Annotated in this window: 21 protein-coding genes; 5 read left to right on the top strand and 16 right to left on the bottom strand. The window is 74.1% G+C overall.

Annotation, left to right across the window (positions count from 1 at the left end):
• Positions 1–48: 48 nt before the first annotated feature.
• From PATMI_RS34740 to PATMI_RS30565, 10 genes are all read right to left on the bottom strand, one after another.
• On the bottom strand, positions 49–2,013 hold the full coding sequence (locus tag PATMI_RS34740) for a lytic transglycosylase domain-containing protein (RefSeq protein ID WP_051471757.1): 1,965 nt from the start codon (positions 2,011–2,013) through the stop codon (positions 49–51).
• Positions 2,013–2,402: a hypothetical protein gene (locus tag PATMI_RS0115510; RefSeq protein WP_026911543.1), complete on the bottom strand. Its 390-nt coding sequence runs from the start codon at positions 2,400–2,402 to the stop codon at positions 2,013–2,015. The genes PATMI_RS34740 and PATMI_RS0115510 overlap by 1 nt, the downstream gene beginning before the upstream one ends.
• Entirely contained in the window at positions 2,399–2,761 is a 363-nt protein-coding gene (locus PATMI_RS30595; protein ID WP_036725967.1) for a TadE/TadG family type IV pilus assembly protein, read from the bottom strand. The genes PATMI_RS0115510 and PATMI_RS30595 overlap by 4 nt, the downstream gene beginning before the upstream one ends.
• Positions 2,762–2,859: 98 nt before the next feature.
• Positions 2,860–3,216: a hypothetical protein gene (locus PATMI_RS0115500; RefSeq protein ID WP_026911542.1), complete on the bottom strand. Its 357-nt coding sequence runs from the start codon at positions 3,214–3,216 to the stop codon at positions 2,860–2,862.
• A 75-nt stretch (positions 3,217–3,291) separates the two neighbouring features.
• A complete protein-coding gene (locus PATMI_RS34735; protein ID WP_084269988.1) occupies positions 3,292–4,176 on the bottom strand; it encodes a response regulator transcription factor in 885 nt (294 codons plus the stop codon).
• 165 nt (positions 4,177–4,341) lie between these two features.
• Entirely contained in the window at positions 4,342–5,145 is an 804-nt protein-coding gene (gene phoU, locus PATMI_RS30585) for a phosphate signaling complex protein PhoU (protein ID WP_084269987.1), read from the bottom strand.
• A gap of 38 nt (positions 5,146–5,183) precedes the next feature.
• Positions 5,184–6,074, bottom strand: coding sequence for a phosphate ABC transporter ATP-binding protein PstB (gene pstB / locus PATMI_RS0115485; RefSeq protein ID WP_084269986.1), 891 nt, complete (start codon positions 6,072–6,074; stop codon positions 5,184–5,186).
• Positions 6,071–8,074, bottom strand: a complete 2,004-nt coding sequence (gene pstC, locus PATMI_RS34730) for a phosphate ABC transporter permease subunit PstC (protein WP_051471753.1) — start codon at positions 8,072–8,074, stop codon at positions 6,071–6,073. The genes pstB and pstC overlap by 4 nt, the downstream gene beginning before the upstream one ends.
• A gap of 129 nt (positions 8,075–8,203) precedes the next feature.
• On the bottom strand, positions 8,204–9,343 hold the full coding sequence (gene pstS, locus PATMI_RS30570) for a phosphate ABC transporter substrate-binding protein PstS (RefSeq protein WP_051471751.1): 1,140 nt from the start codon (positions 9,341–9,343) through the stop codon (positions 8,204–8,206).
• Between the two features lie 223 nt (positions 9,344–9,566).
• Positions 9,567–9,926 carry a winged helix-turn-helix domain-containing protein gene (locus PATMI_RS30565; RefSeq protein WP_051471749.1) on the bottom strand — a complete coding sequence of 120 codons (360 nt, stop codon included), beginning with the start codon at positions 9,924–9,926 and terminating at the stop codon, positions 9,567–9,569.
• A gap of 125 nt (positions 9,927–10,051) precedes the next feature.
• Here PATMI_RS30565 and PATMI_RS0115465 point away from each other — a divergent pair, with 125 nt between their 5' ends.
• Positions 10,052–10,687, top strand: coding sequence for a DUF47 domain-containing protein (locus tag PATMI_RS0115465; RefSeq protein ID WP_051471746.1), 636 nt, complete (start codon positions 10,052–10,054; stop codon positions 10,685–10,687).
• A 351-nt stretch (positions 10,688–11,038) separates the two neighbouring features.
• On the opposite strand, the gene PATMI_RS30560 is transcribed toward PATMI_RS0115465, so the two are convergent.
• Positions 11,039–13,477: a glycosyltransferase gene (locus PATMI_RS30560; RefSeq protein ID WP_036725963.1), complete on the bottom strand. Its 2,439-nt coding sequence runs from the start codon at positions 13,475–13,477 to the stop codon at positions 11,039–11,041.
• A 189-nt stretch (positions 13,478–13,666) separates the two neighbouring features.
• Here PATMI_RS30560 and PATMI_RS0115455 point away from each other — a divergent pair, with 189 nt between their 5' ends.
• The gene (locus PATMI_RS0115455; protein ID WP_026911539.1) at positions 13,667–16,147 is read left to right on the top strand and encodes a glycoside hydrolase family 31 protein; all 2,481 of its coding nucleotides are present in this window, start codon (positions 13,667–13,669) and stop codon (positions 16,145–16,147) included.
• A 15-nt stretch (positions 16,148–16,162) separates the two neighbouring features.
• On the opposite strand, the gene PATMI_RS0115450 is transcribed toward PATMI_RS0115455, so the two are convergent.
• Complete coding sequence (locus PATMI_RS0115450; RefSeq protein ID WP_026911538.1) at positions 16,163–17,683, bottom strand: aldehyde dehydrogenase family protein; 1,521 nt, start codon at positions 17,681–17,683, stop codon at positions 16,163–16,165.
• 81 nt (positions 17,684–17,764) lie between these two features.
• Here PATMI_RS0115450 and PATMI_RS0115445 point away from each other — a divergent pair, with 81 nt between their 5' ends.
• A complete protein-coding gene (locus PATMI_RS0115445; RefSeq protein ID WP_026911537.1) occupies positions 17,765–18,733 on the top strand; it encodes a GlxA family transcriptional regulator in 969 nt (322 codons plus the stop codon).
• Between the two features lie 61 nt (positions 18,734–18,794).
• Here PATMI_RS0115445 and PATMI_RS0115440 read toward each other — a convergent pair whose 3' ends face one another.
• The gene (locus PATMI_RS0115440) at positions 18,795–19,385 is read right to left on the bottom strand and encodes a TetR/AcrR family transcriptional regulator (RefSeq protein ID WP_157260794.1); all 591 of its coding nucleotides are present in this window, start codon (positions 19,383–19,385) and stop codon (positions 18,795–18,797) included.
• A gap of 75 nt (positions 19,386–19,460) precedes the next feature.
• Between PATMI_RS0115440 and PATMI_RS0115435 the strand changes: the two genes are divergently transcribed.
• Positions 19,461–20,342 carry an alpha/beta fold hydrolase gene (locus PATMI_RS0115435; protein WP_026911535.1) on the top strand — a complete coding sequence of 294 codons (882 nt, stop codon included), beginning with the start codon at positions 19,461–19,463 and terminating at the stop codon, positions 20,340–20,342.
• A 3-nt stretch (positions 20,343–20,345) separates the two neighbouring features.
• On the opposite strand, the gene PATMI_RS30555 is transcribed toward PATMI_RS0115435, so the two are convergent.
• Positions 20,346–21,305 (bottom strand): chorismate-binding protein, encoded by a 960-nt coding sequence (locus PATMI_RS30555; protein ID WP_051472385.1) that lies wholly within the window; start codon positions 21,303–21,305, stop codon positions 20,346–20,348.
• Between the two features lie 157 nt (positions 21,306–21,462).
• A complete protein-coding gene (gene abc-f / locus PATMI_RS0115425) occupies positions 21,463–23,583 on the bottom strand; it encodes a ribosomal protection-like ABC-F family protein (RefSeq protein WP_026911534.1) in 2,121 nt (706 codons plus the stop codon).
• Positions 23,584–23,722: 139 nt separating this feature from the next.
• Between abc-f and PATMI_RS30550 the strand changes: the two genes are divergently transcribed.
• The gene (locus PATMI_RS30550) at positions 23,723–24,412 is read left to right on the top strand and encodes a hypothetical protein (protein WP_036725960.1); all 690 of its coding nucleotides are present in this window, start codon (positions 23,723–23,725) and stop codon (positions 24,410–24,412) included.
• Between the two features lie 35 nt (positions 24,413–24,447).
• On the opposite strand, the gene PATMI_RS0115415 is transcribed toward PATMI_RS30550, so the two are convergent.
• A partial coding sequence (locus tag PATMI_RS0115415; RefSeq protein ID WP_026911533.1) for a PAS domain-containing protein occupies positions 24,448–25,212 on the bottom strand: 765 nt, incomplete at its 5' end.

The following is a 25,212-nucleotide window of genomic DNA, read 5'->3' as shown; positions in this document are numbered from 1 at the left end:
GTCGTCGTGCGCTCCGGGGCGCCCCTGCGGGCGGGGGTCCGGCCGTCCTCATCGCACCAGGCGGATGGTGAAGACGTCCGCCAGCCCGCCCGTCGGGTCGTAGCCCCGCATCAGCGCGATGATCGTCGCGACGTAGTGCCGGGTCTCGGGGAACGGCGGGACGCACTGGCACGGGGCGACGTTGCCCTCCCCCGCGTTGTAGGCCGCCAGGGCGAGCTGCACCGACCCGAACCGCCGCAGCAGCGTGGACATGAGCCTCGCCTGCGCGGGGATCGCCTGCGCCGGGTCGAACGGGTCGCGCAACCCGACCGCCGCGGCCGTCCCCGGCATGAACTGCGCGATGCCCTGAGCGCCCGCGCCGGACCGCGCCCGCGGATCGAACCCGGACTCCTGCTTGAGCTGCGCGGCCAGGAGCGCCGCCGACACCTTGAACCGGATGCTGGCCGCCAGGATCGTCGCCCGGTACTGCTGCGGCACCCAGGGCGGCAACGTCCCCTTCTGCGCGGGCGCCGCGGGGTTGCGTCCCTGCTCGGCGACGTGGGCGGACCCGGTCTCCCGGACGAACCCGAAGTGCCAGGGTTCCCACGAGTACCGCTTCTTGAAGCCGAACCGCGTCGCGTTGGCCGCCAGCCAGCCGTAGGCCCCGGGCGGGCCGAGGTCGAGCTCGGTGCCCATCCGGTGCAGGCTCGCCCCGGGGCGCGCCACCCACTTCGGGTCGGGATGGGCGGCGAACAGCTTCGCCTGCTCGGCGTTGGACCGGTAGCCGCTGGTCACCGACAGGGGATGCCCGGCGCGCGTGGCGGCGGCGTCCATGCGGTCGTAGGCGAGCGCGACGTCGGGCCGCATCGGCTTGCCGTCCCGCTTCGCCAGGGGCCCGCGGTACTCGTCGCCCGTCGTCGCGGCCTCGGGGAGCGCCGGCGGCGAGAGCTCGGCCGTCGCCTCGGCCCCGGTGCCGAGTGGGACGCCGGCGACGTGCGCGCGCCCCGCCGAGCGGACGCGGACCGTCAGCGGGCCGGCGTCGTCGGCCTCCGGGTCGGGGAAGTCGACGTCGACGTCGTCGATCCCGTTGGCCCGAGCGGCACGCCTCGCGGCGTCGGCGGCCCGGTCGCGGTAGCGGTCGATGCCCATCGTGGCGGGGAGGCTCGCGCGCGCCGGCCAGTCCGCGCGCATGCGGTCCGCGGCCGCCAGCGCCGCGACGTCGACGGCCCGCTGGCGCTCCTCGCGGCCGCTCATCGCGGAGGCCACCGCCCCCAGGACCCCGGCGAGGACGATCGCCACGAGCAGGGCGCCGAGGACGAAGGGCAGCGACTGCCCGGAGTCGTTCCCGCCCCTCCCGGAGAGCTGGGAGCGCCCGACCCACCCCGCCCGCAGCAGCGACCGTGCGACCGGGCCCGTGGCGGTGGGCACCGGGACGACGTCCACCCCGTGCCGGGCCAGCGTGGCGGAGCACGCCCGGAGCGCCGCCGGGCCGCCGTCGGCGTGGACGCGCCCGGCGCGCTCGATCGGCCCGAGGAACGGTGCGCCCCACGGGCCTGCGATCACGAGCACCACGGGCCCCACGCCGTCCACGAGCTCGAGGCGCTCGGCGGCGGCGACGGCCTCGACGTCGTCGTCGGGCAGGACGACGCGGACCGTGCGCCCGACGGCCACCGCCCGGACGCCACAGGCCTCGGCCGCGAGCGCCGCGCGGCGTGAGCGCCCGGTGCTCGTCGCCGACTCCCCGGCGTCCCACGTGCGCCGGGGGTCCCACAGCGCGAGGGTGGGAGCACCGCCGCGCTGCACCCGCTCCGCCGCGACGGCGGCTCCCGCGAGCAGCGCCCGGTCCGCCGGCGCGAGGACGACCGCGAGGCCCTCGGCCGCGTGCTCGACGACCGGGAAGGCGTCGTCCTCGAGCGCGTCGCGGACCACGCCGCCGGCCACCGCGTCCTCGTCCTCGTGGCCGGGGTGGGTGCCACCCTGGCGGCCGTCACCCGCCGCGAGCCGGGTCCGGCGCAGGCCGTCGAACACGCGCATCAGCGGCCTCCCACGGGGCGGGCGACGACGCGCCGATCGGCGTCGAACGGTGCGACCAGCGCCCGTGGACCGGACGCCCGGACCCACACCCGGACGGTGCCGCCGTCGACGGTCACGCGCAGGCGGTCGCGGTCGACGTCCGGCACCGCCTCGCGGGCCGCCGCCTTCGGATCCCGCCCCTGCATCACCGCGATCCCGGCCGCGTGGGCCGCGAGGCCGGCGGCCTCGCCCGCCGCGTGCGCCTGGAGCGCGAGCGCCAGCCCGACGACGAACAGGCCCACGACCGGGGCGATCGCGACCACCTCGACGGACGCCTGGCCGGCCTCACCGCCCCGGAGCGCCGGCACGCGGCCGACCGTCGCCCGTCCGGTGGACGTCGCGGAGCTCATCGCTGCGACTCCAGGTGCGCGCTGCCGCCGACCGTGCCGAACGACACCGGCAGGACGGACGGGACGCGGAGCCGGACCCGGAGGGTGTCCCCGTCTTGGCGGATGCGCGCGTCACGGCCGCCGATCGGCGCGGCACGGCGGACCGCCACCACGGGGTCCCGCCCGACGGCGGCGGCGCGGACGCCGGCCCGCGCGGCCGTCCCGGCCGACCACGCCGCGTACCCGGCGAGCGTCGCCTGGACGAGCGCCAGCAGCAGGAGCGCGAGCAACGGGAGGAGCGCGACGAGCTCCACCGACCCCTGGCCTCGGTCGTCGGCGAGCGGGTGCGGGGCCGGGATCGGCCGTGCGGGCGGGGGCATGCCCGGGACCCTCGCTCCGGGCCCCGTGCCCGGACCAGTCCCCGGTCGTGCCGGATCTGCACCGACTCAGTGGCGTATCCGCCCGCGGCGGACCGGGCTCAGGCGACTTCGCGCCAGCGCTGCCAGACCGCCCAGAGCATCACGAGCGGCATCGCGATGAGGACGATGAAGAGCAGCGTGCCCGGGCCCGTGTTCGTGAGCGACGGCCGGGCGGCCATCGCCACCACGAAGCAGCCGAGACCGGCGTAGAGGAGCGCGCGATGGGCGTCGCCCAGCGTCTCGACGCGGCCGCGGGTCTCGCGGTACGCGCGGACGCCGAAGAGCACCATCGCCGCGAGGATGATCGCGCTCAGCGCGTTGCCGACCGCCTGGGCGCTGCCCTGGCCGGAGGGGATCGCCCAGACCGCCGCGGAGATCGCGACGATGATCAGGACGGTGCGGACGTTGGTCGTCACGCGGTCACTGTACCGCGCGGCCCCGTGCCCGCACCACCGTCGGGCGGAACGGGCGACCGGGGCGTGCGACGGGACTCAGACGCGCTCGGCGAACGCGGCTTCGAGGTCGTCGCCGCTGACGGACGTGCCCTCCTCCGCGAGGAGCTCCTCGCGGGTGCGCACGCGGCCGGCGGGGCGATCGGGCTCGGCGACGAGATCCGTCTCGGGCTCCGGGGCGAACCGGTAGCCGACACCGAAGTGCGTGTGGATGTAGCGCCAGCCCGGGGAGGCCTTGTCGAGCTTCTGGCGCAGCTTCCGCACGAAGACGTCGACCGACCGATCGCCGCGGGCCATGGCGTAGCCCCAGACGCGCTGGTAGATCTCCTCGCGCTCGAGGACGCGGCCCTCGGCGGCGGCGAGCAGGTCGATGAGCTCGAACTCGCGCTTCGTGAGCTCCGCGGACACGCCGCGCGCGAAGGCCTGGAACTGGTCGCCGCGGATCTCGAGCTCGCCCGTGACGCGGGGGCGCTGCTCCTCCTGCGGCTCGACGCGACGGCGGCGGCGGGCGACGGCCTCGATGCGGGCCATCAGCTCGTCGGGGTGGCAGGGCTTCGAGACCCAGTCGTCCGCGCCGAGGCGCAGGCCGCGGACGCGCTGGGCGACGCTCGACTGGCCGGTGCAGACGATGATGCCGAGACCCGGCATGCGGGTGGCGACCTTCTCGAGGTACTCCCAGGCCTGCGGGCCGAGCACCTGGACGTCGACCACGAGGGCCGCGAGGCGCATGGCGACGAGATCCTCGACCGGCACGGGGCTGGCGAGCGTGCGCTGCTGCCAGCCGGCGCGCTCGAAGCGCTTGCCGAGGACGTGGAGGAAGCCGCTGTCGGTGTCGATCAACGCGACCCGGAGGGTGCGCGAGGTCGTCGTCCCGGAGGCGGCGCCCGGCGCGGGTGGCGCGGGGGCGGTCGAGTGCTCCTGCATCCCGGGGGAGTGTAGACCCCCCTTGGGCGTGTGATCCGTGTTTCCCACCACGGACACAACCTCTTCACAACTGTTTCCGTGTGGACACTGGACACCCTTCGTGTCCTCTGCCACGAGGGTGACGGCGTCACCCTGGACGGAACGCCCGGTCCGTCGCGGGAGCGCTCAGGAACCGGGCGGGTCGTCCCCGGCGTCCGACGACCCGTCGTCGGGCGACCGGCCGTCCTCGGAGAAGCCGTCCGTCGGGGAGCGGCCCGGCGCCGGCGGCGGCGTGCCGTTCTCCTTCGCCCGCAGCAGCCGCGCCGCGCGGTCGCCGAACTCCGGGTACATGCCCTCCACCACGAAGGCGACCTGCTCACCGATGTCGACCGCGTTGTCGCCGATGCGCTCGAAGGCGCGGGCGACCATCGTCATCGTCATCAGCCACTCGCGGGTGTCGATGTCGTCGCCGAGCTCGATCGCGAGGCGGAAGACCTCGCGGTTGAGCTCGTTGAGCTCCTGGTCGCGCCGGACGATGTCCAGCGCCAGGTCGACGTCGCGCAGCTCGAGCGCCTGCCGGCACTGCACGACCTCGTCGCGGGCCAGGGCCCCCATGCGGATGATCGGCTTGAGGACCTCCGACCGCCGGGGCGGGTCGTTGCCCGTCAGCGGGATGAGCTTGGCGATGTTCACGCACTGGTCGCCCATGCGCTCGAAGTGCTTCGCCACGTGCAGCAGCGACGCGACGAGCCGCAGGTCGCCCGCGACGGGCGCCTGCAGCGCGAACAGCGACAGGACGCCCTGGTTGACGTCGAGGTAGCGCCCGTCGACGCGGTCGTCGTCCGCGATCACGAACGTGCCGAGCTCGACGTCCTGTTGTTCCAGGGCCTCGGTCACCCGCTCGACCTGCCGCACGATGAGGTCCAGCGCCCCGAGCGTGGCCTGCTCGAGGTTCTGGAGCTCCTCGCGGTATTGCGTACGCGTCGTCACAGAGCTGACCGTACCCGTAGGGGAACGGTGATACCCCTTTACGAGAACTTCCCGGACACGTACTCCTCGGTGCGCGTGTCCGAGGGGTTCGTGAAGATCTTCGACGTCTCGTCGACCTCGACGAGGTCGCCGAGGTACATGAACGCGGTGCGGTCGCCGACGCGGGCGGCCTGCTGCATGTTGTGCGTGACGAGCACGATCGTGAACTCGGTCTTCAGCTCCTGGATGAGCTCCTCGACCTTCAGCGTCGCGATCGGGTCCAGGGCGGAGCACGGCTCGTCCATCAGGATGACGTCGGGCTTGATCGCGATCGTGCGGGCGATGCAGAGGCGCTGCTGCTGGCCGCCGGAGAGCCCGACGCCCGGGGCGTTCAGGCGGTCCTTGACCTCGTCCCACAGGCCGGCACCGCGGAGCGCCCACTCGACGCGCTCGTCGTGGTTGACGTCCTTGATCTTGTTGAACTTCAGGCCCGCCGCGACGTTCTCGCGGATCGACATCGTCGGGAACGGGTTCGGCCGCTGGAAGACCATGCCGACCATCCGGCGGATGGCCACGACGTCGGTGCCGTCCGCGTTGATGTCGACGCCGTCCAGGAGGATCTCGCCCTCGACGCGCGCGCCCGGGATCTCCTCGTGCATGCGGTTGATCGAGCGCAGGAGCGTCGACTTGCCGCAGCCCGACGGGCCGATCATGGCCGTCACCTGGTTGGCGCGGTACTCGAGGTCGACGCCCTTGACGGCCATGTTGTCGCCGTAGAAGGACTTGACGTCCTTCAGGACGACCTCGTGGCCGGTGGCCTTGGCCTTCGGCTTCGCGGGGCCCTGGTTCGGGTCCTCGACGATCGCGGCCGGGGTCTGCAGGGGGGTCTCCACGCCGTCGGCGATCCCGTCGTCGGTCCGCGTGGAGGTCTGGGGGTCGGTGCTGCTCATGAGATGCGGCTCCTGCGCTGGGCGAGTCGTGCGACGAGGCTGAGAAGGAGGATGAGGACCACGAGGGTCAGTGCTGCTCCCCAGGCCCTGTCGTGCTGCGCCGAGGACGACGCGGTCACGTCGGCGTAGATCTGGGCGGGAAGGGTGTTGAGCGGCCCGTTGGGGTCGCCCACCAGCGCCGTGGCGACGCCGGCGGTGAAGATGATCGGCGCGGTCTCGCCGGCGGCGCGGGCGATCGCGAGCAGCGAGCCCGTGACGAGGCCCGGCAGCGCGGTCGGGAGGACGATCCGGAGGATGACCTTCCAGCGCGGCACGCCGAGGGCGAGCGCGGCCTCCCGCAGCGACGCCGGGACGAGCCGGAGCACCGGGAGCGACGAGTTGATGACGATCGGCAGCATCAGCAGGCCGAGGGCGACGGACGCCTTCCAGCCGGCGAACGGCACGCCGCCGACCTGCGAGACGACGAGCGTGATGTAGACGAAGAGGCCGAAGACGACCGACGGCACGCCGGTCATGACGTCCACGAGGTAGCGGACGAAGCTGCCGAACTTCGTGCCCTGGCCGTACTCGACGAGGTAGACCGCGACGGCGATGCCGACCGGGACCACGACGAGGGCGGCGATGCCGACCACCTCGAGCGACCCGACGATCGCGGAGCGGATGCCGCCGAGGTCCTGGGTCGCGGTGGACGCCGCGGCGTCCCCGCCGAGGAAGCGGTTGGCGTTGCTGACCGCGCCGGCGGCGCCGGTCGGGTCGGTCGTGAAGAAGTCCCACGAGATCGCCCCGCCGCCCTTGACGACGAGGAAGCCGAGGAGCAGCGCCAGCGGCAGCATCGCCAGGGCGGTCAGGCCGCCGACGGTGCTCCGGGCGACCTTGTCGACGCGCTGACGGCCCTCGAGCGTCGACACGAGCTCCGGGAGCTTCGGGCGCGGGATCGAGGCGAGGAGGCCGGGGCCCTTGGGGGCGTCGCCGCGCTCGGCGCGGGCGGCGGCCTCCTTGGCCTCCTTCTCGGCGCGGACCAGGCGGCCCTCCGAGCGGGTGATGTACCCGCGGGCGATCGCGTTGATGATCAGCGTGACGCCGAACAGCAGCAGGCCGGCACCGATCAGGGCGGCGCGGTGCTCCGGGCTGGCCGTGGCCTCCTGGAACTCGAGCGCGATCACCGAGGCGAGCGTCGAGCCCTGCGAGAAGATCGAGTCGCCGACGCCGGCGGTGGCGCCGCCGATGAGGATGGCGACGGCGATGGTCTCGCCGAGCGCGCGACCGAGACCGAGCATCGAGCCGCCGACGATGCCGGCGCGTGAGTAGGGCAGGACGGTCGAGCGGATCATCTCCCAGCGCGTGGCGCCGAGGGCGAGGGCCGCCTCCTTCTGGTCGGCGGGGACCGTCGCCATGACCTCGCGCGAGATCGCCGAGACGATCGGGATGATCATGATCGCGAGGATCAGGCCGGTGATGAAGTAGTTGGCCGGCGAGACGTCGCCCCCGACGAACGGGATGAACGAGAAGGTGTCGGCGAACCACTGCTCCGCGCCCTTGAGCTTCGGCGCGAGGAACAGGAAGCCCCAGAGGCCGTAGACGACGGACGGGACCGCGGCGAGCAGCTCGAGCGTGCCCGAGATCAGGCCGCGGAAGCGGGCGGGTGCGAGCTCGGTGACGAACAGCGCGGTGGCGACGGCGATCGGGACGCCGATCACGAGCGCGACGATCGAGGTGATGAACGTGCCGGCCACCAGGGCGCCGGCGCCGTAGGTGTCCTGCGACGGGAGCCAGTCGACCTTGGAGACGAAGTCCCAGACCCCGTAGGCCTGGAAGACCGGGCGGGACTCGATGAAGAGCTTGATCAGGAAGTACGCGAGCAGGACGAAGATCAGGCCGGCGAGCGCCGTGAGGCCGCCCTTGACCCACGGGTCGAGCCAGCTCCCGGTCTTCGTCCGGGCGAGGTGGTCGCGAAGTCGCGCCCCTGCGTCGGTCGGTGCTTTGACGGTGCTGGATTCCATGGCGGCGGCTGGTGGTCTTCTCTGCGGCGTGATCGGGGCGTCACTGCGACTGCTGGGCCGTCCGGCCCGCCGCGATGCGCGACGGGCCGGACGATCCGGGGTCCGCGGGCCCGAGGGCCCGCGGGGTCATCAGCGGGATGCGGCGATGGGCGCCCCGTTGCACTGCAGGGAGTCGACGGCGGCCTGGGCCTTCGTCTTCACGCTGTCCGGCAGCGGCGCGTAGGCGAGCTGCTTGGCCTCGTCCTGACCGGCACCGAGGCCGTAGGTCAGGAAGTTCTTGACGTCCTTGGCGACGGCCGGGGTCTTGCCGGCCTTGCAGAGGTCCTTCGCGACGACGACGAACGTGGCCGACGCGTCCGGGTAGGTCTGGTCGCCCTCGGCGTTGCCGATCGCGAAGCGCAGGTCCTCGGGGACGGTGACGCTGTCACCGGCGGCCGAGACGGACTCGAGCGTCGGGTCGACGTAGTTGCCGGCCTTGTTCTTCAGCGACGCGTACGTGAAGTTGTTGTTCAGCGCGTACGCCTGCTCGACGTAGCCGATGGAGTTCGGCGTGGACTTGATCGCGCCGGCGACGCCGTCGTTGCCCTTCGCGCCGGTGCCGGTCGGCCACTTGACGGACTTGTCGACGCCCGGGCCGTCCTCCCACTTCTTGGAGTACGCGCCGAGGTACGACAGGAACGCCTTCGTCGTGCCGGACTCGTCCGAGCGGTGGACGACCGTGATCTTCGAGGACGGGAGCGTGACGCCGGGGTTCTGGTCGGCGATCTGCTTGTCGTTCCAGGTCTTCACGTCGCCGAGGAAGATGTTCGCCAGCGTCTCGCCGTCGAGCTTCAGGCCGGTCTTGACGCCCTCGACGTTGTACGAGGCCGTGACGGCGCCGAAGAACATCGGGATGTTCAGGACGGTGCCGTTCTTCTTCTCGGCGGCCTTCAGCTCGTCGTCGTCCGTGGCGGAGTCGGAGCCGCCGAAGTCGAGCGTGCCGTCGGTGACGCCGGCGATGCCGGCGCCGGAGCCCGTGCCGGCGTAGTTGAAGCTCAGGCCGCCGGCCTTGTTCTTCGAGCCCCACGTGTCGTACACGGGCTTGGCGAAGGTCGAGCCGCCGGCGTTGATCGCGCCGGAGAACTTGACGGAGGAGGTCTCGGCCGGCGTGGAGCTGCTGGAGCCGCCGGACGTGCTGGTGCTGTCGGAATTGTCGTCGGAGCCGCAAGCTGCGACTCCCAGGGCGAGGACGGCGGAAGCGCCGAACGCGGCGAACGTACGAGTGCGCACGTGGTCTCCTTGATTGCTCAGAACGTGACGCCGAGGAGGCTGGCAGCGCTCGCTGCCCATCCTGTTACTCGACGGTGGTCGGGGTGTGAAACGGATGTGAAAAACGCGTTGCCGTCGGTTCTCGACGACGACCTCGCGGGGGGACAGCGGCCCGGAGGGCCGCCGGCGGGAAGATCTGCTGATCGTTCGTGCGCCGCCCGGGCGGCGCAGCGCGATCGGAGGGTCACGCCATCGGCTCCGGGGAGAACCGGTAGCCGAACCCGATGTGGGTGTGGATGAAGCTCCAGCCGGGCGATGCGGCCTCGAGCTTCTGGCGGACCTTGTGCACGTAGACGTCGATCGAGCGGTCGCCGGAGCGGAGCGGTCCGCCCCAGACGCTGGAGAAGAGCTCCTCCCGCGCGACGACGTGCCCTGAACGGCGGGCGAGCGCCGAGAGCAGCTCGAACTCCCGGACCGACAGCGCCACGGCGCGGCCGGCGACGACCGCCAGGCCCTCGGTCGGGCGGATCTCGACCTGCGCGATCCGGATCGGCTCATCGCCGCCCGGGCTCGCCGCGTCGGCAGCTCGCGTCTCCGTGCTCATCGACGTCGAGTGTCCGCCGCCCGCCCGCCGATCCGGTTACCGGACCGTGAACCGACCGTGAACGCGGTGTGAACACTCGTCCGGCTCGGCCAATCGGGGTGCCCGCGCCGCTAGCGTGCAGTCGAATGCTGGACGGCCGACGCGCCCCCTCGATCGACGCCCCGATCGCCACCCTCCTCGAGGAGTTCGCCAGGACCATCGAGCGCTCGACGCGGCTCCTGCGGGATCTCGTGAAGACCTACCCGGAGGGCACGGGGCTCCTGAAGGACCTCGTCGCGGAGGAGCACGAGGGCGACCGGATCGCCCACGACCTGATCCACCTCCTCAACGGCGCGAGCGGTCGACGGTCGCCCGGGCCGTTCGACGTCGAGGACGGGTTCCGCCTGGCCACCGCGCTCGACGACGTCGTCGACAACGCCGAGGCCGCCGGGGACATGCTCGCCGTGTACCGCGTCGAGGCGCCGACGGACCAGGCGACGCAGCTCGCCGACATCCTCGTGCACTCCGGGGACCAGGTCGCCATCGCCCTCGGTGCGCTCTGCCGCGGCGCGGACCTCGGCCCGGCCCTCGTCGAGATCCACCGCCTGGAGAACGACGGGGACCGGATCAGCCGCGACGCCATCGCGTCCCTGTTCGACGAGGGCGTCGACCCGCTGTTCGTCATCCGCTGGAAGGACATCTACGGCGCGTTCGAGAACGCGATCGACGCGTGCGAGACGGTCGCGCACCACCTGGAGGGCATCGCGCTCAAAGCGCGGTGAGAGAGACTCTGCGGGCCCCGGCCCGAGCGTCTCGGGTCGGAGCGCGTCGGACCTCCGAAGGCTCGGGCCACCCGCTCGCCGAGCAGGGACGACGGCGCCGGCCGGGCCCCGGCCCGCCGGCGGCTGGGGCTCCGTGTCGGGTTCGGTACGCGGGCGGTACGCGATCTGACCCGCAGCCGGCCCGGGTGGCTGGGCCGCGCTCCGTGTCGGGTTCGGTACCCGGGAGGTGCACGATCCGACACGCATCCGGCCCGGGCGATCGGCCCGCACTCCGCGTCGGATTCGGTACCCGGGAGGTACACGATCCGACACGAAGCCCGGTCCCGGCCCGCCGCCCCGGCCGCCGTGCCCTCAGGCGATGCGCTTCTGGCCCGTGCCGCGCTTCGGGCGGACGAGCTCGCGGGCCGCGGAGGCCTCGGCCTCGCGGCGCGCGGCGCGCAGGGTGCCGGCGGAGAGCGCGCGACCATAGCCGTCGGCGAGACGGCCCATCGCGGCGTCCCAGGTGCGGTCCTCGACCCGGAGCAGCCCGCCGTGCGCGAGGCGGCGGCGGAGCCCGGGGCGGCCGGCGACGGCGACCAGCGCGTCGCTGAGCGCGCCGGCGTCGGCCGGGCGCAGCAGGCCGGAGATGCCGTCCTCGATCAGGGAGAGCGGACCGCCCTCGCCGACCGCGACGACCGGGAGCCCGGAGGCCTGCGCCTCGAGGATGACCTGGCCGAACGTGTCGGTCCGGCTGCAGAAGAGGAAGACGTCGGCGTTGGCGTAGGCGTCGGCGAGGTCGTCGCCGGAGAGCCAGCCGAGGAACGTCGCGTGCTCGCCGAGGCGCTCGCGCAGGACGTGCTCCTCGGGCCCCCCGCCGGCGAGCAGCAGGTGCAGCCGGGGGTCGCGGGCCCGGGCGGCGAGGAACGTGTCGCAGAGGAGGTCGACGCCCTTCTCGACGCTCTGGCGCCCGGCGTAGAGGACGTTCACGCGCGACGTCTCGTTCGGCGCGGCGCCGAGGATCCGCCGCGCGGTCTCGTCGTTGCGGCGCTTCGGGGTGAAGCGGTCGATGTCGACACCACGGTCCCAACGGCCGATCGCGTCGGCGGCGACGCCGAGCTCGCGGACGGCCTCGTCGCTCTGCGGGCTCGGCGTGACCACGACGTCGGCCTGGCCGTAGAAGACCGCGAGCACGAGGTCGGCGTACGTCTGGAGCTTCTGGTCGGCCGAGCGGGTGCCGGTGTAGGTGCCGAGCTCCGTGTGGTAGCTGGCGAGCACCGGGATGTCGAGCATCTTCGCCAGCGCGCCGGCGACGATCCCGGCCGGGCCGGGCGAGCAGAGGTGGACGACGTCGTAGCGGCCCTCGGCGATCTGCTCGACGAGTGCCGGGACGCCCGGGATGCCGACCTTCAGGCCCGCGTAGAACGGGATGTCGACGTCGGCGACGGCGGGCAGGCGGCGGTCGACGCGGACGTCGGTGCCGATGACCTCGACCTCGTAGCCCGGGACCCCGATGCGACGGATGGTGTCGATCGTGTGCGTGACGCCGTGCATGCCGCCGATGCCGTCGGCGACCAGCGCGACGCGCGGCAGCTCGCCGTCCAGGCGGGTCTTCAGCTTGCGGCGCTCGCGGCCGAGGAACGCCGCGGCGGGCGCGTAGGGCAGCGCCGGCAGGAGGGCGTCGAGCAGCTGACCGCCGATCGCGGTGAGGTCCGGGTCCTCCCCCGCGGTCACGCCCTCGGCGGCGGCGAGCACCGTGTCGACCGTCGCAGCGAGCTTCTGCTCGTGGGCGACGCGCGCCCGGCGGAACAGGTCGCGGTGGTCGAAGTCGTCCTCCTGGAACATCGAGAGGAGCTGGCGGGCCGTGAGGTCCTGCAGGCCGATCGAGTCGATCCAGGCGCGCAGCAGCGCCCGGGCGTCGTCGGGCGAGAGGTCCTGGTCCTCGGCGCCGCGCCGGACGTCGCCCTCGCTCATGAGCGAGGAGACCATCGTGGCGATCGCCTCGGGGCGCGGGCGGGATGCGGTCCCGCCCACCCCGTCGTCCTCGCCGCGGGGGTCGACGCCGAGCGACCGGATCGCGATGCCCATGGCGGCGTGGGTCCACTTCGCGGCGCTGCCCTGCGTGCCCTTGGCGACGGCGCGGCCGGCGCGGATGTGCGCCAGGTACTCCTCCGGCGTGTAGGCCAGCGGGGTCTCGGTGAACGTGCGACCGATGTCGACACCGGCGTGGTCGTCGGTGCCGCCGATGCCGATGCCGCCCCGGACGTCGATGAACGTCGCGGCGGGCGCGTTGAGCTCGCGGGCCCGGGAGCCATTGCGGACCTCCCAGATCGGGAAGAGCTCGGCCAGCTGCCGGCGGTGGCGCGCGGTCAGCGGCGCCTCGACGGAGTAGAAGGGGTGCGCCAGCGCCGTCGTGATCTCGTTCTGGTGCAGGTACTCGGCGCACCGCACGACGTCGTGGTTGTGCGCCTGGAGCCAGTCGTGGTCGTCCTGGTTGATGCCCAGGCAGAGCACGTGCACGGCCTGCGGCTCGCCGCGGAACCAGACGGTCAGCTCCTCGCCGACGAAGACGTCCGGGCGGTCGGCGATCTGGAGGGCGCCGGCGATCGTGTCGTGGTCCGTGATCGTCACGAAGTCCATGCCGCGCCGCTTGGCGAGCTCGTAGACCTCCTCCGGCGGCGTGGCGCACTCCGGCATCCCGACCGAGCGCTGGACGCCGAGCTTCGAGAACTCCGACGCCGTCGAGTGGACGTGCAGGTCGCAGCGCGAGAGCGCCGGGGGGACGTTCGGGGAGCTGCCTGGGCTGGGGCTCATACCTGGGAGGGTCCGCTCCCCCGGCCCGGGTCGAGTGACGGCGACGTGTCCGACCGGTGACGATGGCGTGAAGATCGACGGATTTCCGAGGACCAGCGGGAAGTCGTCGAATAGCAGGAGGTTCTGTGACGGACCCGACCTTCACGGGACCTTCACCGGGACCCTCCGGTGGTGGCCCAGCATGCTCCCGTGAGCCTCGCCGCGCCGCCGACCTCCGCGCTGCCCGTCGCCCTCGCGCGCGGACGCACGAGCGTGCGGATCGGCCTCGACCCGCTGCGCGTCGACGTGCTGCGCGACGGCCGGGCGGTGGTGACGGGCCTCGAGCCGTGGGCCGTCGACGGGACGGTCGACGACCGCTTCGTCCGCGTGACCGAGGGCGTGGTGCCGCGGGAGGACCTCGAGCCCGAGGACGCGGTGGTCGACGCGCGCCCCGTCCCGGCGTCGCCGGCCGGCCGGGGACCGAACGACGTGGCGTACGCCCTCGACGAGGACGACCCCCGCGTGCCGCCGGCCCGTCGCGCGGTGCCGCCCGCCGACGCCGCGACGATCGCCCTGCGCTTCCGCTCCGGGCGCACCGGCACGCTGCGCGTGGCGCTCCCGTCCGACGACGTCGTCCACATCGACCTGACGTCCGACGCGCCGCCGCGTGCCACGGCCGCGCCCCGCCCGGCGCGCCGGAGCCGGGGGACGGAGCCCGATCCGGGCCCGGGCCCGCACCTGCGCACCGGTGTCCGGTGGCCGGCCGACGACGCCCGCCTGACCGGGCTGGGCGCCCGGCACCACCCGTCGGTCGACCACGCGGGGCGGGCCATCCAGCTCGGTGCCGACCGCCGGTACCTCGGTCCCGGGTGCGCCCCGGCGCTCGCCGAGCGCGGCGGGATCCCGCAGGGCGACTACGCGCCCGTCCCGTTCCTGCAGTCCGACGCCGGCTGGGCCGCGTGGCTCGACACCGCCGGCAACGGCACCCGGTTCGACCTCGAGGACGGTCTCGTCGCCCCCAGCGTCCGCACCGTCGCCGGCCCGCTCCGGCTCCGGCTGCACCTGCAGGCGACGCCCGTCGCGCGGCTGCTCGCGTTCGCCCGTGCCACGGGGCGTCCCGCCCTGCTGCCGGCGTGGGGCTACGGGTTCTGGAAGTCCCGCGACATCCACCAGCACCAGGACGAGGTGATGGAGGACGTCCACGGGTGCCGCTGGCACGACATCCCGGTCGACGCCGTCGTCCTCGACTCGCCGTGGGAGACGAACTACAACACCTGGCGCCCGAACCCCCACCAGTTCCCGGACTTCGCGGGCATGGTCACGCGCCTCCTCGAGGAGGGCGTCCGGACCGTCGTCTGGGTCACGCCGTGGGTGAACGTCGACTCCGCGGGCGGCCAGTCGCCGTCGGACCCGGCGTCGATCCGGATGCACCGGCGACCGGCCGAGACCTACGCGGAGGGCGCCCGGACGCGCGCCTACCTCCGGCCCCCCGCGGCGGAGGTCCGGGAGCACGCCCGCGAGATCCGGTCGACGATGAAGCGCGCCGGGGACGACGAGCTCCAGGGCGTCCCCGATGCGGACATCCCGTACCTCGCGCAGTGGTGGATGGGTCGCGGGTCGCCGATCGACTTCACCGGTCCCGGCGATGCGTGGTGGCGCGCGCAGGCCGAGGAGGCGCTGCGGCTCGGCGTCCGCGGGATCAAGGCCGACGACGGCGAGGGCTACTACCTGCCCGAGGACGTCCGCTTCGCCGACGGCTCGACCGGCGCGACGCGCGCGTGGCGCTGGGGCGACGACTACCGACGGTCGATGCGCCGGGCGCTGCAGAACGCGCACCCCGGCGACGGCGTGCTCTTCGGTCGCTCCGGGTGGACGGGCCAGCAGGCCACCGGGATGCTCTGGGGCGGCGACCAGGCGTCGGACTTCTGGTCGCTCCGCGTGTTGCTGGCGGCGACGGTCTCCGCCGCGCACTCCGGGATCTCGAACTGGTCGCACGACGTCGGCGGCTACCTCGGCGATGCCGGGGTCAAGCGCGCGACCGGCGAGCTCTTGGTCCGGTGGGCGCAGCTCGGGTGCTTCACGCCGCTGATGCAGGCCCACGCGCGCCTCGAGCAGGAGCCGTGGACCTACGACCACGAGACGCTCGCGCTGTTCCGGGGCGCCGTGCTGATGCACGAGATGCTCGTGCCGTACGTCCGCGCCGCCGCCCGCACCGCCGCGCGGACCGGCCTGCCGATCGTCCGGCCGCTGAGCCTCCTGGACCCGTCCGACGACGCGCTCTGGGGCGTCCCCGACGCCTTCGCGTACGGGCCGTCGCTCGTCGTCGCGCCGGTCGTCGACGAGGGCGTCCGCGAGCGCACGGTGCCGCTGCCGCGAGGCCGGTGGATCGAGACGTGGAGCGGACGCGAGGTCGTGTCCGCCGGCGGCGCGGCCATCGCCGTCGACGCCCCGCTGGACCGCACGCCCGTGTGGGTCCGCGCCGGCGCGATCGTGATCAGCCACCCCGCCCACCACGTCGCCCGAGGCCTCGGGACCGCCGCGGACGCCGACGTCCCGTACGTCGCGACGCTCTGGGGCGTCCCGACGCACGGACGCGCGCTCGCCCACCTGCCGGACGGCACCCCGGTGCGCTGGGTCCGCGGCCGGTGGGACCTCCCGGCCGGCTACGACGTCACGACGGCCGAGCGGTAGCCGGGGCGGCCGCGCTCAGGCGCCGGGCCCCGGCTGGAGCAGCGCGAAGATCTGCTCGCCCGCGCTGCGCGAGAGGTCGACGTGGAGGTGCTTGGTCTCCGTGTAGGCGTCGAGCGCGTCGGGGCCGATCTCCCGGCCGACGCCGCTCTGGCCGTAGCCGCCGAACGGGGCGTTGTTGTCGACGCCGTGCCAGGTGTTCACCCAGACGGTGCCGGCTCGGAGCCGACGGCCGATCTCTCCGGCGCGCCGCAGGTCGCGGGACCACACGCCGGCGGCGAGGCCGAAGTCGGAGTCGTTGGCGATCCCGACCGCCTCGTCCTCGCTCTCGTACGTCAGGACCGCGAGGACCGGCCCGAAGACCTCCACCTGCGCGAGCTCCATGTCGTTCGTCACGCCGGTGACGATCGTCGGCTCGATCCAGCTGCCGCCCTCGAACCCGGGCAGCTCGGGGATCCCGCCGCCGACGGCGACCGTCGCGCCCGCGTCCACGGCCCGGCCGATCAGGTGGAGCGCCCGGTCGCGCTGGGCGACGGAGATCACCGGGCCGACGTCCGTGGCCGGGTCCCGGGGGTCGCCGAGCCGCAGCGCGCGGACGCGCTCGACGAGCCGGCCGACGATCTCGTCCCGCCCTGCCGCGGGGACGAGCAGCCGGGTCCCGGACTCGCACATCTGCCCGGAGAACAGCATGCAGCCGAAGAGGATCCCCTCCACGGCCATGTCGAGGTCGGCGTCGTCGAGCACGATCGCCGGGCCCTTGCCGCCGAGCTCGAGCGTCACGTGCTTCACGGTCCCGGAGCCGAGCCGCATGATCTCGCGGCCCACCACGGTGGACCCGGTGAAGCCGACCTTGCCGACGTCCGGGTGCGACGCCAGGCGGGCCCCGACCTCGGGCCCCGGCCCCGCGACGACGCTGAGGACGCCGTCCGGCACGCCCTCCTCGTGCGCGATCTCGGCCAGGCGCAGCAGCGTCAGCGGGGCGCGCTCGTCGACCTTCACGACGACGGAGTTGCCGGCGGCCAGCGCCGGGCCGATCTTCCAGATGCCGAGCACGAGCGGGAAGTTCCACGGGACGATCGCGGCGCAGACGCCGATCGGCTCGCGGATGATCCGGTTCGTCGAGAGCGTCGGGACCGGCGGCGTGTCGATCACCCGCTCGAACGCGTAGCTCGCCGCGAGGTCCGCGAAGTGCTGCAGGTGCGGCGCGGCGAAGCCGGCGTGGAACGCGGTCGCCTGCCGGATCGTCGCGCCGTTGACGCTGCCCTCCAGGCGGGCGAGGTCGTCGACCTCGGCGGCGAGCCGCCCGGCGATGCGGGACAGCACGGCGGACCGCTCCGCCGGCGTCCGGCCGGCCCAGACGCCCGCCGCGAAGCTACGCCGCGCGGCCTCGACCGCCGTGTCGACGTCGGCGACGGTGCCCTTCGCCAGGGTCCCCACGACCTCGCCCGTCGCGGGGTCGCGGAGGTCGTAGCGCTCGGCGGTGTCGACGTGTCGCCCGTCGACGAAGAGGGGGTGGTGGGTGACGCTCACGGTGGACATGGCGCGACCGTACGCCGGGCCCTCGGGTCCGACGAGTGGCAACAACGACACCTGTCGGCCGTTTTCTGCCATGCTCACGGCATGCCCATCACCCGCGTGGCGCTGCTCGTCCTCGAGGGCGTCGTGTCCTTCGACCTGGGGATCGCCGTCCAGGCGTTCGCGCGCGGCCCGGGACCGGAGGGCGCGCCTGCCGGGTTCCAGCTGACCACCTGCGGCGAGCAGCCCGGGCCGCTGCCGACCGGCGACGGGTTCTCGATCGACCTCCCCGCCGGACTCGAGGCGCTCGACGATGCGGACCTCGTCGTCCTCCCGGGGCGTGTGTCGAGCGACCCCGGTCCCTCCCCCGCGGCGATCGCGGCGATCCGGGCCGCCCACGCCCGCGGTGCCCGCGTCGCGTCGATCTGCGTCGGGGCGTTCGACCTCGCCGCCACGGGCCTGCTCGACGGCCGGCGGGCCACGACCCACTGGGCGTTCGCGGACGCCTTCCGCGAGCGCTTCCCCGCCGTCGAGCTCGTCCCCGACGCCCTCTACGTCGACGAGGACGACGTGCTCTCCTCCGCCGGCCTCGCCGCGGGGATGGACCTCTGCCTGCACATCGTCCGCGAGCAGGAGGGCGCGGCCGCCGCGGCCGCCCTCGCCCGCTGGAACGTCGTCTCGCTGCACCGCGACGGCGGGCAGGCGCAGTTCGTGCCGACCCCGATCGTCCACGCCGGCGACGACCTCGCCCCCACGCTCGCGTGGGCCCGGGGACGCCTGGACCAGCACCTCGACGCGGCCGTGCTCGCTGCGCACGCCCACATGAGCCCCCGGACGCTGGCCCGCCGCTTCGCGACCGAGGTCGGCACGACCCCGAAGGCGTGGGTCACCGCGCAGCGGGTCGCGCTCGCGCGGGAGCTCCTGGAGTCGACCGACGCGTCGGTCGACGAGGTCGCCAGTCGGACGGGCCTGGGGACGGCCCCGGTGCTCCGCCGCCACCTGGCGCGCATCGTCCACACCACGCCGACCGGGTACCGCGGCACGTTCCGCGGGCGACCGACGCCTGCGGCGTAGCGCGACAGGGGCGACGCGGGAAGGCCGATCCCGTCGGGCGGCGTCCCGCCCCGGCCCCGCGTCAGACCGAGGTGTCCTCCGCCCCGTCGAGCGCGTCCCGCACCACGGCCTCCATCGCCCGCCCCGCGGCCGCGAGCGGCTCGGTGCTGCGCAGCGCGCGGCTGAGCACGAACGCGCCCTCGAGCGCCGCGATCAGCGCGATGATCACGCGCCGCGCGGTCGACTCGTCCAGGCCACGCGCGGCGAACAACGCGGTGCCCTCGTCGATCCAGCCGTTGAAGACGTCGGCGGTCGCCCGGCGCAGGCGGTCGTTCGTGCTGGCGACCTCGAGCGCGACGGTGGCGATCGGGCACGCGTCGGCGTAGTCGGCCGCCTCGAGGTCGATCGCCGCGAGCGCGAAGGCCGTCGTCGTGCCGGTCACGAGGTCGGGCGCGTCGCCGTAGATCGCCGGGAACAGCAGACCGTACGCGGCGCCGGCGGTGCGGATGGTCTCGTCGGCGAGCTCGTCCTTGCCACCCGGGAAGTGGTGGTACAGCGAGCCGAACGGCGCCTCCGCCGCGGTGAGGATCTGCTTGATGCCCGTCCCGCTCAGGCCCTGGCGGCGCAGCAGCGTCGTGCTCGCCTCGAGGATCCGCTCCCTGCTCGTCGTCACTCCCGCTCCCTTGTCGTCCTCGCCGAGCATAGCTAGGGTCTCACTAGAGCGATCTATCTAGTCGGGAGCGAGCGGATGCCGGAGATCGGCCTGTCGGGCGGGACCATCACCTACGAGGACGTCGGGCCGAGCGATCCCGCGGTCGCGGCGGACGCCCCGGTGCTCGTCTTCGTCCACGGCGTCCTGATGGACGGGACGCTCTGGCGGCACGTCGTCGCGGGGCTGCGCGAGCGGGCCCGCTGCGTCGTCCCGCTGCTCCCCCTGGGCGGCCACCGGATCCCCATGGACGAGGACGCCGACATGTCGCTGCGGGGGCACGTCGGACGGATCGCCGAGTTCCTCGAGAAGCTGGATCTCCGGGACGTCACGATCGTCGGCTGCGACTGGGGTGGCGGTCCCCTGCTCACGTCGTACGGCCTCGACGAGCGCGTCGGCCGCTACGTGATCCTGCCGTCGGAGGCGTTCGACAACTTCCCGCCGGGGCTCCCCGGTCGCACGGCGGGGATGGCGGCCCGGATGCCCGGGGGCATCAACGCGGCGATGCAGCCGCTGCGGTTCCGGCCGCTGCGCCGGCTGCCGATGACGTTCGGCTGGATGTCGAAGCGCCCCGTCCCCCACGACGTCATGGACGGCTGGCTCCACGGCGTGACGACGGATCGCCGGATCCGCCGCGACCTCAAGCGCTACGGCGCGCCCCGCTTCGACCGCGACGAGCTGCTGGACCTCGCCGAGCGCCAGCGGGCGTTCACCGGACCGGTCCTCGTCCTCTGGGCGCCGGAGAACAAGATGATGCCCCGCGAGCACGGGCCCCGGCTGGCGGAGCTCTTCCCGGACGGTCGGCTGGTCGAGGTCGACGACTCCTACACGCTGATGCCGGAGGACCGGCCCGACGCGGTGATCGAGCACGTCGGGGCGTTCCTGGCGGAGACCGCGCCGCGCGGCGCCGGGAGCCGCTGAGGGTCAGGCCCCCGCGGCGACCGCCAGCAGCCGGGCGGCCTTCAGCTCCGTCTCGCGCCATTCGCCGTCCGGGTCGCTGTCCCAGGTGATCCCGCCGCCGGTGCCGAAGCGGAGCGTCGTCCCCTCGCGCCAGAAGGTGCGGATGCCGACCGCGAGCTCGGCGGTGCCGCGGTCCGCGTCGACCCAGCCGATCGCCCCGCAGTACGGGCCGCGCGGCGTCGGCTCGAGCTCGTCGATGACGTCGAGCGCCGCGAGCTTCGGGGCACCGACGATCGACCCGGCGGGGTAGGTCGCGTCGAGGAGCTCCGGCCAGCCGGCGTCCTCGCGGAGCCGGCCCTCGACGGTCGAGACGAGGTGGACGAGCCCCGGGTGCTCCTCGACCGCGCAGATCTCCGGTGCCCGGACGGTCCCGGGGCGGCACACGCGCCCCAGGTCGTTGCGCACGAGGTCGACGATCATCACGTTCTCGGCGCGGTCCTTCGGGAGCAGCTCCGCCGCCGTCGGCGCGGTGCCCTTGATCGGGCGCGACACGACGTGGTCGCGGTCGCGCGAGAGGAACAGCTCGGGCGACGCCGAGACGACGTCGAGCCCGCGTCCGGGCAGGTGGACGTGCGCGGCGTACGGCGCCGGATGGCGGGCGGCCAGCCGCGCGTGGAGGCCGTGCAGCGTCGTCCCGGGCCGGAGCCGCGCGGCCAGGACCCGGCAGAGGTTCACCTGGTAGACGTCGCCCGCCGCGATCCGCTCGCGCACGTCCGCGACCCCGGCCCGGAACGCCTGGCCGTCGAGACTCGACGACCACGCACCGGGCGGGACCGGCGCCCAGTCCGGGACGCCACCCGGCGTGGGCCCGAGCGGCCGCCAGTCGGCGAACCTCGCAGCGGTCAGGCGGCCCTCGAACGTCCGGACCACCGCCCAGCGCCCGGCGGACTCGAGCGCCGCGGGGTCGTCCGTGACGTCGAGCAGACCGGTGGCCTCGAACCCGCCGACGACCGCGCGCGGGGCCGTCCCGGCCCGCCGGGCCGTGCCATCGGCCGTCCCGACGACCGGCGCGGTGCCGCCGAGGGCGACGGCGGCGGGATGCCGGAGTCCGTGCACGTGGCTGACCCCGTCCCGCCGGCCGTCAGGCCGAGAGGCGCTCCAGCGTCTCGTACAGGTCGGCGACCTTCGCCTTGGCGGCCTCGTGCCGGGCCGTGTTCCTCTCGGTCGCCTCCGGGGTCGACCACGCGCCGGGCGCGGCGAGCTCCTCCTCGAGCGCGGAGAGCGCGACCTCGGCGTCCTCGATGCGGGACTCGGCCTTCTCGATCTCGCGCCGGCGGTTCTTCGACATCGGCGGGCCGGTCGGCAGCTTCGTGGCCGTGCCCCCGCCGCCCGCCGACCGCGTGGCCGGGCCCGCGGCCGACGACCCGCCGCCGGAGCCCGTCGTGCTCCCGGCACCGTTCTTCGACCCGCCGGCCTTCGCCGCGCCGGTCTTCCCCGACCCGTTCTTCGCGGTGCCGTTCTTCGACGCACCGCCCGCCGCCGTCCCGTTCCGCTCCGCCGCGTCGGCCTTCTTCCCGGCCTCCTTGGCCGCGCGCGCGGCGGCCTGCCGCTCCTCGCGGACCTCGACGTACTCCTGCCAGCCGCCGAGGTAGCTGTGGAGCTCGCCGTCCTCGACCGCGACCGTCCGGGTGCCGACGACCTCGAGCAGCGCGCGGTCGTGGCTGATCATGATCATCGAGCCGTCGTAGCCCGAGAGGGCGTCCTCGAGGGCCTCGCGCGACTCGATGTCGAGGTGGTTGGTCGGCTCGTCGAGGATCAGGACGTTGGCGCCGGAGGCGACGAGGATCGCCAGGCCGAGGCGCTTGTGCTCACCGCCGGAGAGGTCGTCGAGGGCCTTCTCGACGTCCTCGCCCGTGAACAGGAACTTGCCGAGCAGCGCCCGGGCCTCGCCGGGCTTCAGGGTCGTCGCCTTGATGCAGGCCTCGAGGATGGTCCGGGCGCCCCCGTGGTGCATCTCCTCGCCGTGCTGGCTGAGGTACCCGACCTTGACGTTGTGGCCGGTGCGGATCACGCCGTCGGCGAGCGGTCGCCGTCCCGCGAGGGTCTCGATCAGGGTCGTCTTGCCGACGCCGTTGGGGCCGACGAGGCAGACGTGCTCCCCACGCTCGAGCCAGAGCTCCGCGTCGTCCAGGAGGATCCGCGCGTCGGGGTCGCTGACCGTCGTCGTGTGGTTCGTGTTCACGTCCTTGACGATCGTCGGCGGCGGCACCTCGATCCGGCCGTGCTCGAGCTCGTAGATGATCGCGCCGGCGCGCTCGGCCTTCTTGAAGTTGAAGCCCATCGTCCGGTTGTCGGTCGGATCGCGGGTGATCTTCTCGATCTTGTCGAGCGCCTTGACCCGGCTCTGCGCCTGCTTGGCCTTCGTCGCCTTGGCGGAGAAGCGGCGGACGAAGTCCTCCATCCGCGCGATCTGGGCCTCCTGCTTGGCGATCGACTTGCCCAGCGCGATCTCGCGGGCGGCCTGCTCGCGACGCCACGCGTGCCAGGTGCCGGGGAAGAACTTCGCCCGGCCGGCCTCGATCTCGAGCACGGACGTGCCGACCGCCTCGAGGAACCAGCGGTCGTGGGCGACGAGGACGATCGCCGACTCGTACTGGACGAGCGTCTTCTCGAGCCACTCGAGCGACTCGAGGTCGAGGTGGTTCGTGGGCTCGTCGAGCAGCAGCAGGTCCGGCTTCGCCGACAGCGCGCGGGCGAGCGAGGCGCGCGTGAGCTGCCCGCCGGAGAACGTCTCGAGGTTGCGCCCGAGGTCCTCGTCGGTGAAGCCCAGGCCGCGGACGGTGTCGGCGGCCTCGTCGCGCCAGCGGTAGCCGCCGAGCGACTCCAGCTCGGTCTGCGCGCGGGCGTACCTGTCGAAGACCTCCATGTCGCCGTCGGCCATCTTCTGCTCGAGCTCGCGGAGCGTCGCCTCGAGGTCGATGAGGTCCTGGCGGCCCGACGTGACGTACTCCTCGAGCGTGATCCCCTGCTCGCGGGGCGGCCGCTGGTCGTGCAGGATCACGCGGGCGCCCTTCTCGAACGAGAGGTCGCCGCCGTCGGCCTTCGACTGGCCCGCGAGGATGCGCAGGAGCGTCGTCTTCCCGGCGCCGTTGCGCCCGGAGAGCGTCATGCGCGTCTTGCGCTCGAGCTTGAACGACAGCCCCTTCCACAGCGGGTTGCCGTTGATGTCCTTCTTCAGGTCGGAGGCGATGAGTACGGCCATGGGTCGACCCTCCATGGTAGGCGGCGCGTCGCCGGGCCGGTGTGCGACGGGAACGGAGGCCACGCGCGGCGGCGGCACGACCCGGACGATCCCGGGGCGGACGCCGAGACCATGGCGCGTCGCCGCTATCCTGGCGCCCATGCGTGGGTCCCGCTCCCTGTCCCTGTCCCTCGTGCTCTGCTGCTCCGCCGCCCTCGCGGGGTGCGGTGGTGGCGACGACGACCGGACCCGCCTGTCGCGGGGCGAGTTCGACGTGCTGGTGCGCCAGCACCGCGAGGCCGTCGAGCTCACGAAGGACGACCCGGAGACCGCAGCCGACGTCCAGCGGTACGTGAGCACCGCGCGGAAGCAGTGCAAGGAGCTCGAGGCCGCCGGTCCGGTGCTCCGGACCACGGCCCCGGCCTGCCGCTCCGCCGCCGACGCCCTGGACGCGTTCGCGACGTTCGGCGAGGACGCGGAGGCCTGCGGCGAGGAGGACGTCGCGTGCCTCGACGAGGCGGTCGAGGGGCTGGTCACCGGGAGCGACCGGGTCGTGCGCGCCTACGACGAGAGCGCGAAGGCGATCGACGGGATCGAGGCGAGCGAGCGGTGCCGCGCCGCGCTGCGCGGGCCGGAGGAGGACCGCGACGCGCTCGCCGCCGTCCGGGACGCGGGCCGGGAGCTCCTCACGGCGCAGAAGAAGGCGACCGCAGGGGGCGACGCCACCGGGGACCGGGTCGAGGCCGCCGCGAAGCGCTTCGAGGCCGCCGCGGGGGCGCTGGAGCGCCTGGACACCGACCTCGAGGCCTCCGACCCCGCCCCGTGCGAGGCGGACGTCGAGAAGAGCTGACCGACGGACGGCCGTGCCCGGGCGGCCCGGAGCGCTCAGCGGCCGCTGAACCGCTTCCAGGCCGCGGCGTCGACGACCTGGGCGACGAACCCCCGGACCGTGCCGCCGTCGTCGGTGATCCGGGTCATCCGCGTGTGCGTGTGGACCGCACGGCCGTCCGCGCGCAGGAACCGGGCGCGGACGACGTGGTGGTCGTCGGGCCCGTCGACCAGCCGCCGCAGCCGCTCGCGCTCGGCGTCGCGATCCTCGGGGTGGAGCGTCTCGCCCATCTCGGCGCCGACGAGGTCGTCGGCGGAGCGTCCGACGAGCTCGCTGAGCGCCCCGTTGACCCGCAGCCAGCGGCCGCTCCGGGACAGCAGGCCCTGCCCGATCGGGGAGTGCCGGAAGGTGATCTCGAACGCCCGGGTGGCCTCCAGGAGCAGCGAGGTGTCCGCCTGGGCGGCGAGGTCCTGCACGAGGCAGACCGCACCCGGATGTCCGCCGCCGACCGGTCGGCACCGCACCTCGAGGCCGCCTTGGTCGTCGTCCGGCAGCAGCACGGTCGTGGCCGTCCCGGCCAGCGCCTCCGCGACCGCGGGGAGGACGGCCGCCCGGGCGTCGGGGGCGAACGCGTCGCCGACGGGGCGGCCGACGAGGACCGTGCCCTCGACCGGCACGGCTCCGGCGACGGCGGTGATCCGCTGCTCGCCGTCGAGGACGAGCACCGAGAGCCCCGGCACGTCGTCGATCGTGCCGGCCAGCGCGGCGGCGACGGGGTCGCCGCCGATCGCGCCCGGCGGCGGCGCGGCGCCGCCGTCGTC

The organism is Patulibacter minatonensis DSM 18081 (assembly GCF_000519325.1).
Lineage (GTDB): Bacteria > Actinomycetota > Thermoleophilia > Solirubrobacterales > Solirubrobacteraceae > Patulibacter > Patulibacter minatonensis.
This window is presented reverse-complemented; position numbering and strand designations above follow the sequence as displayed.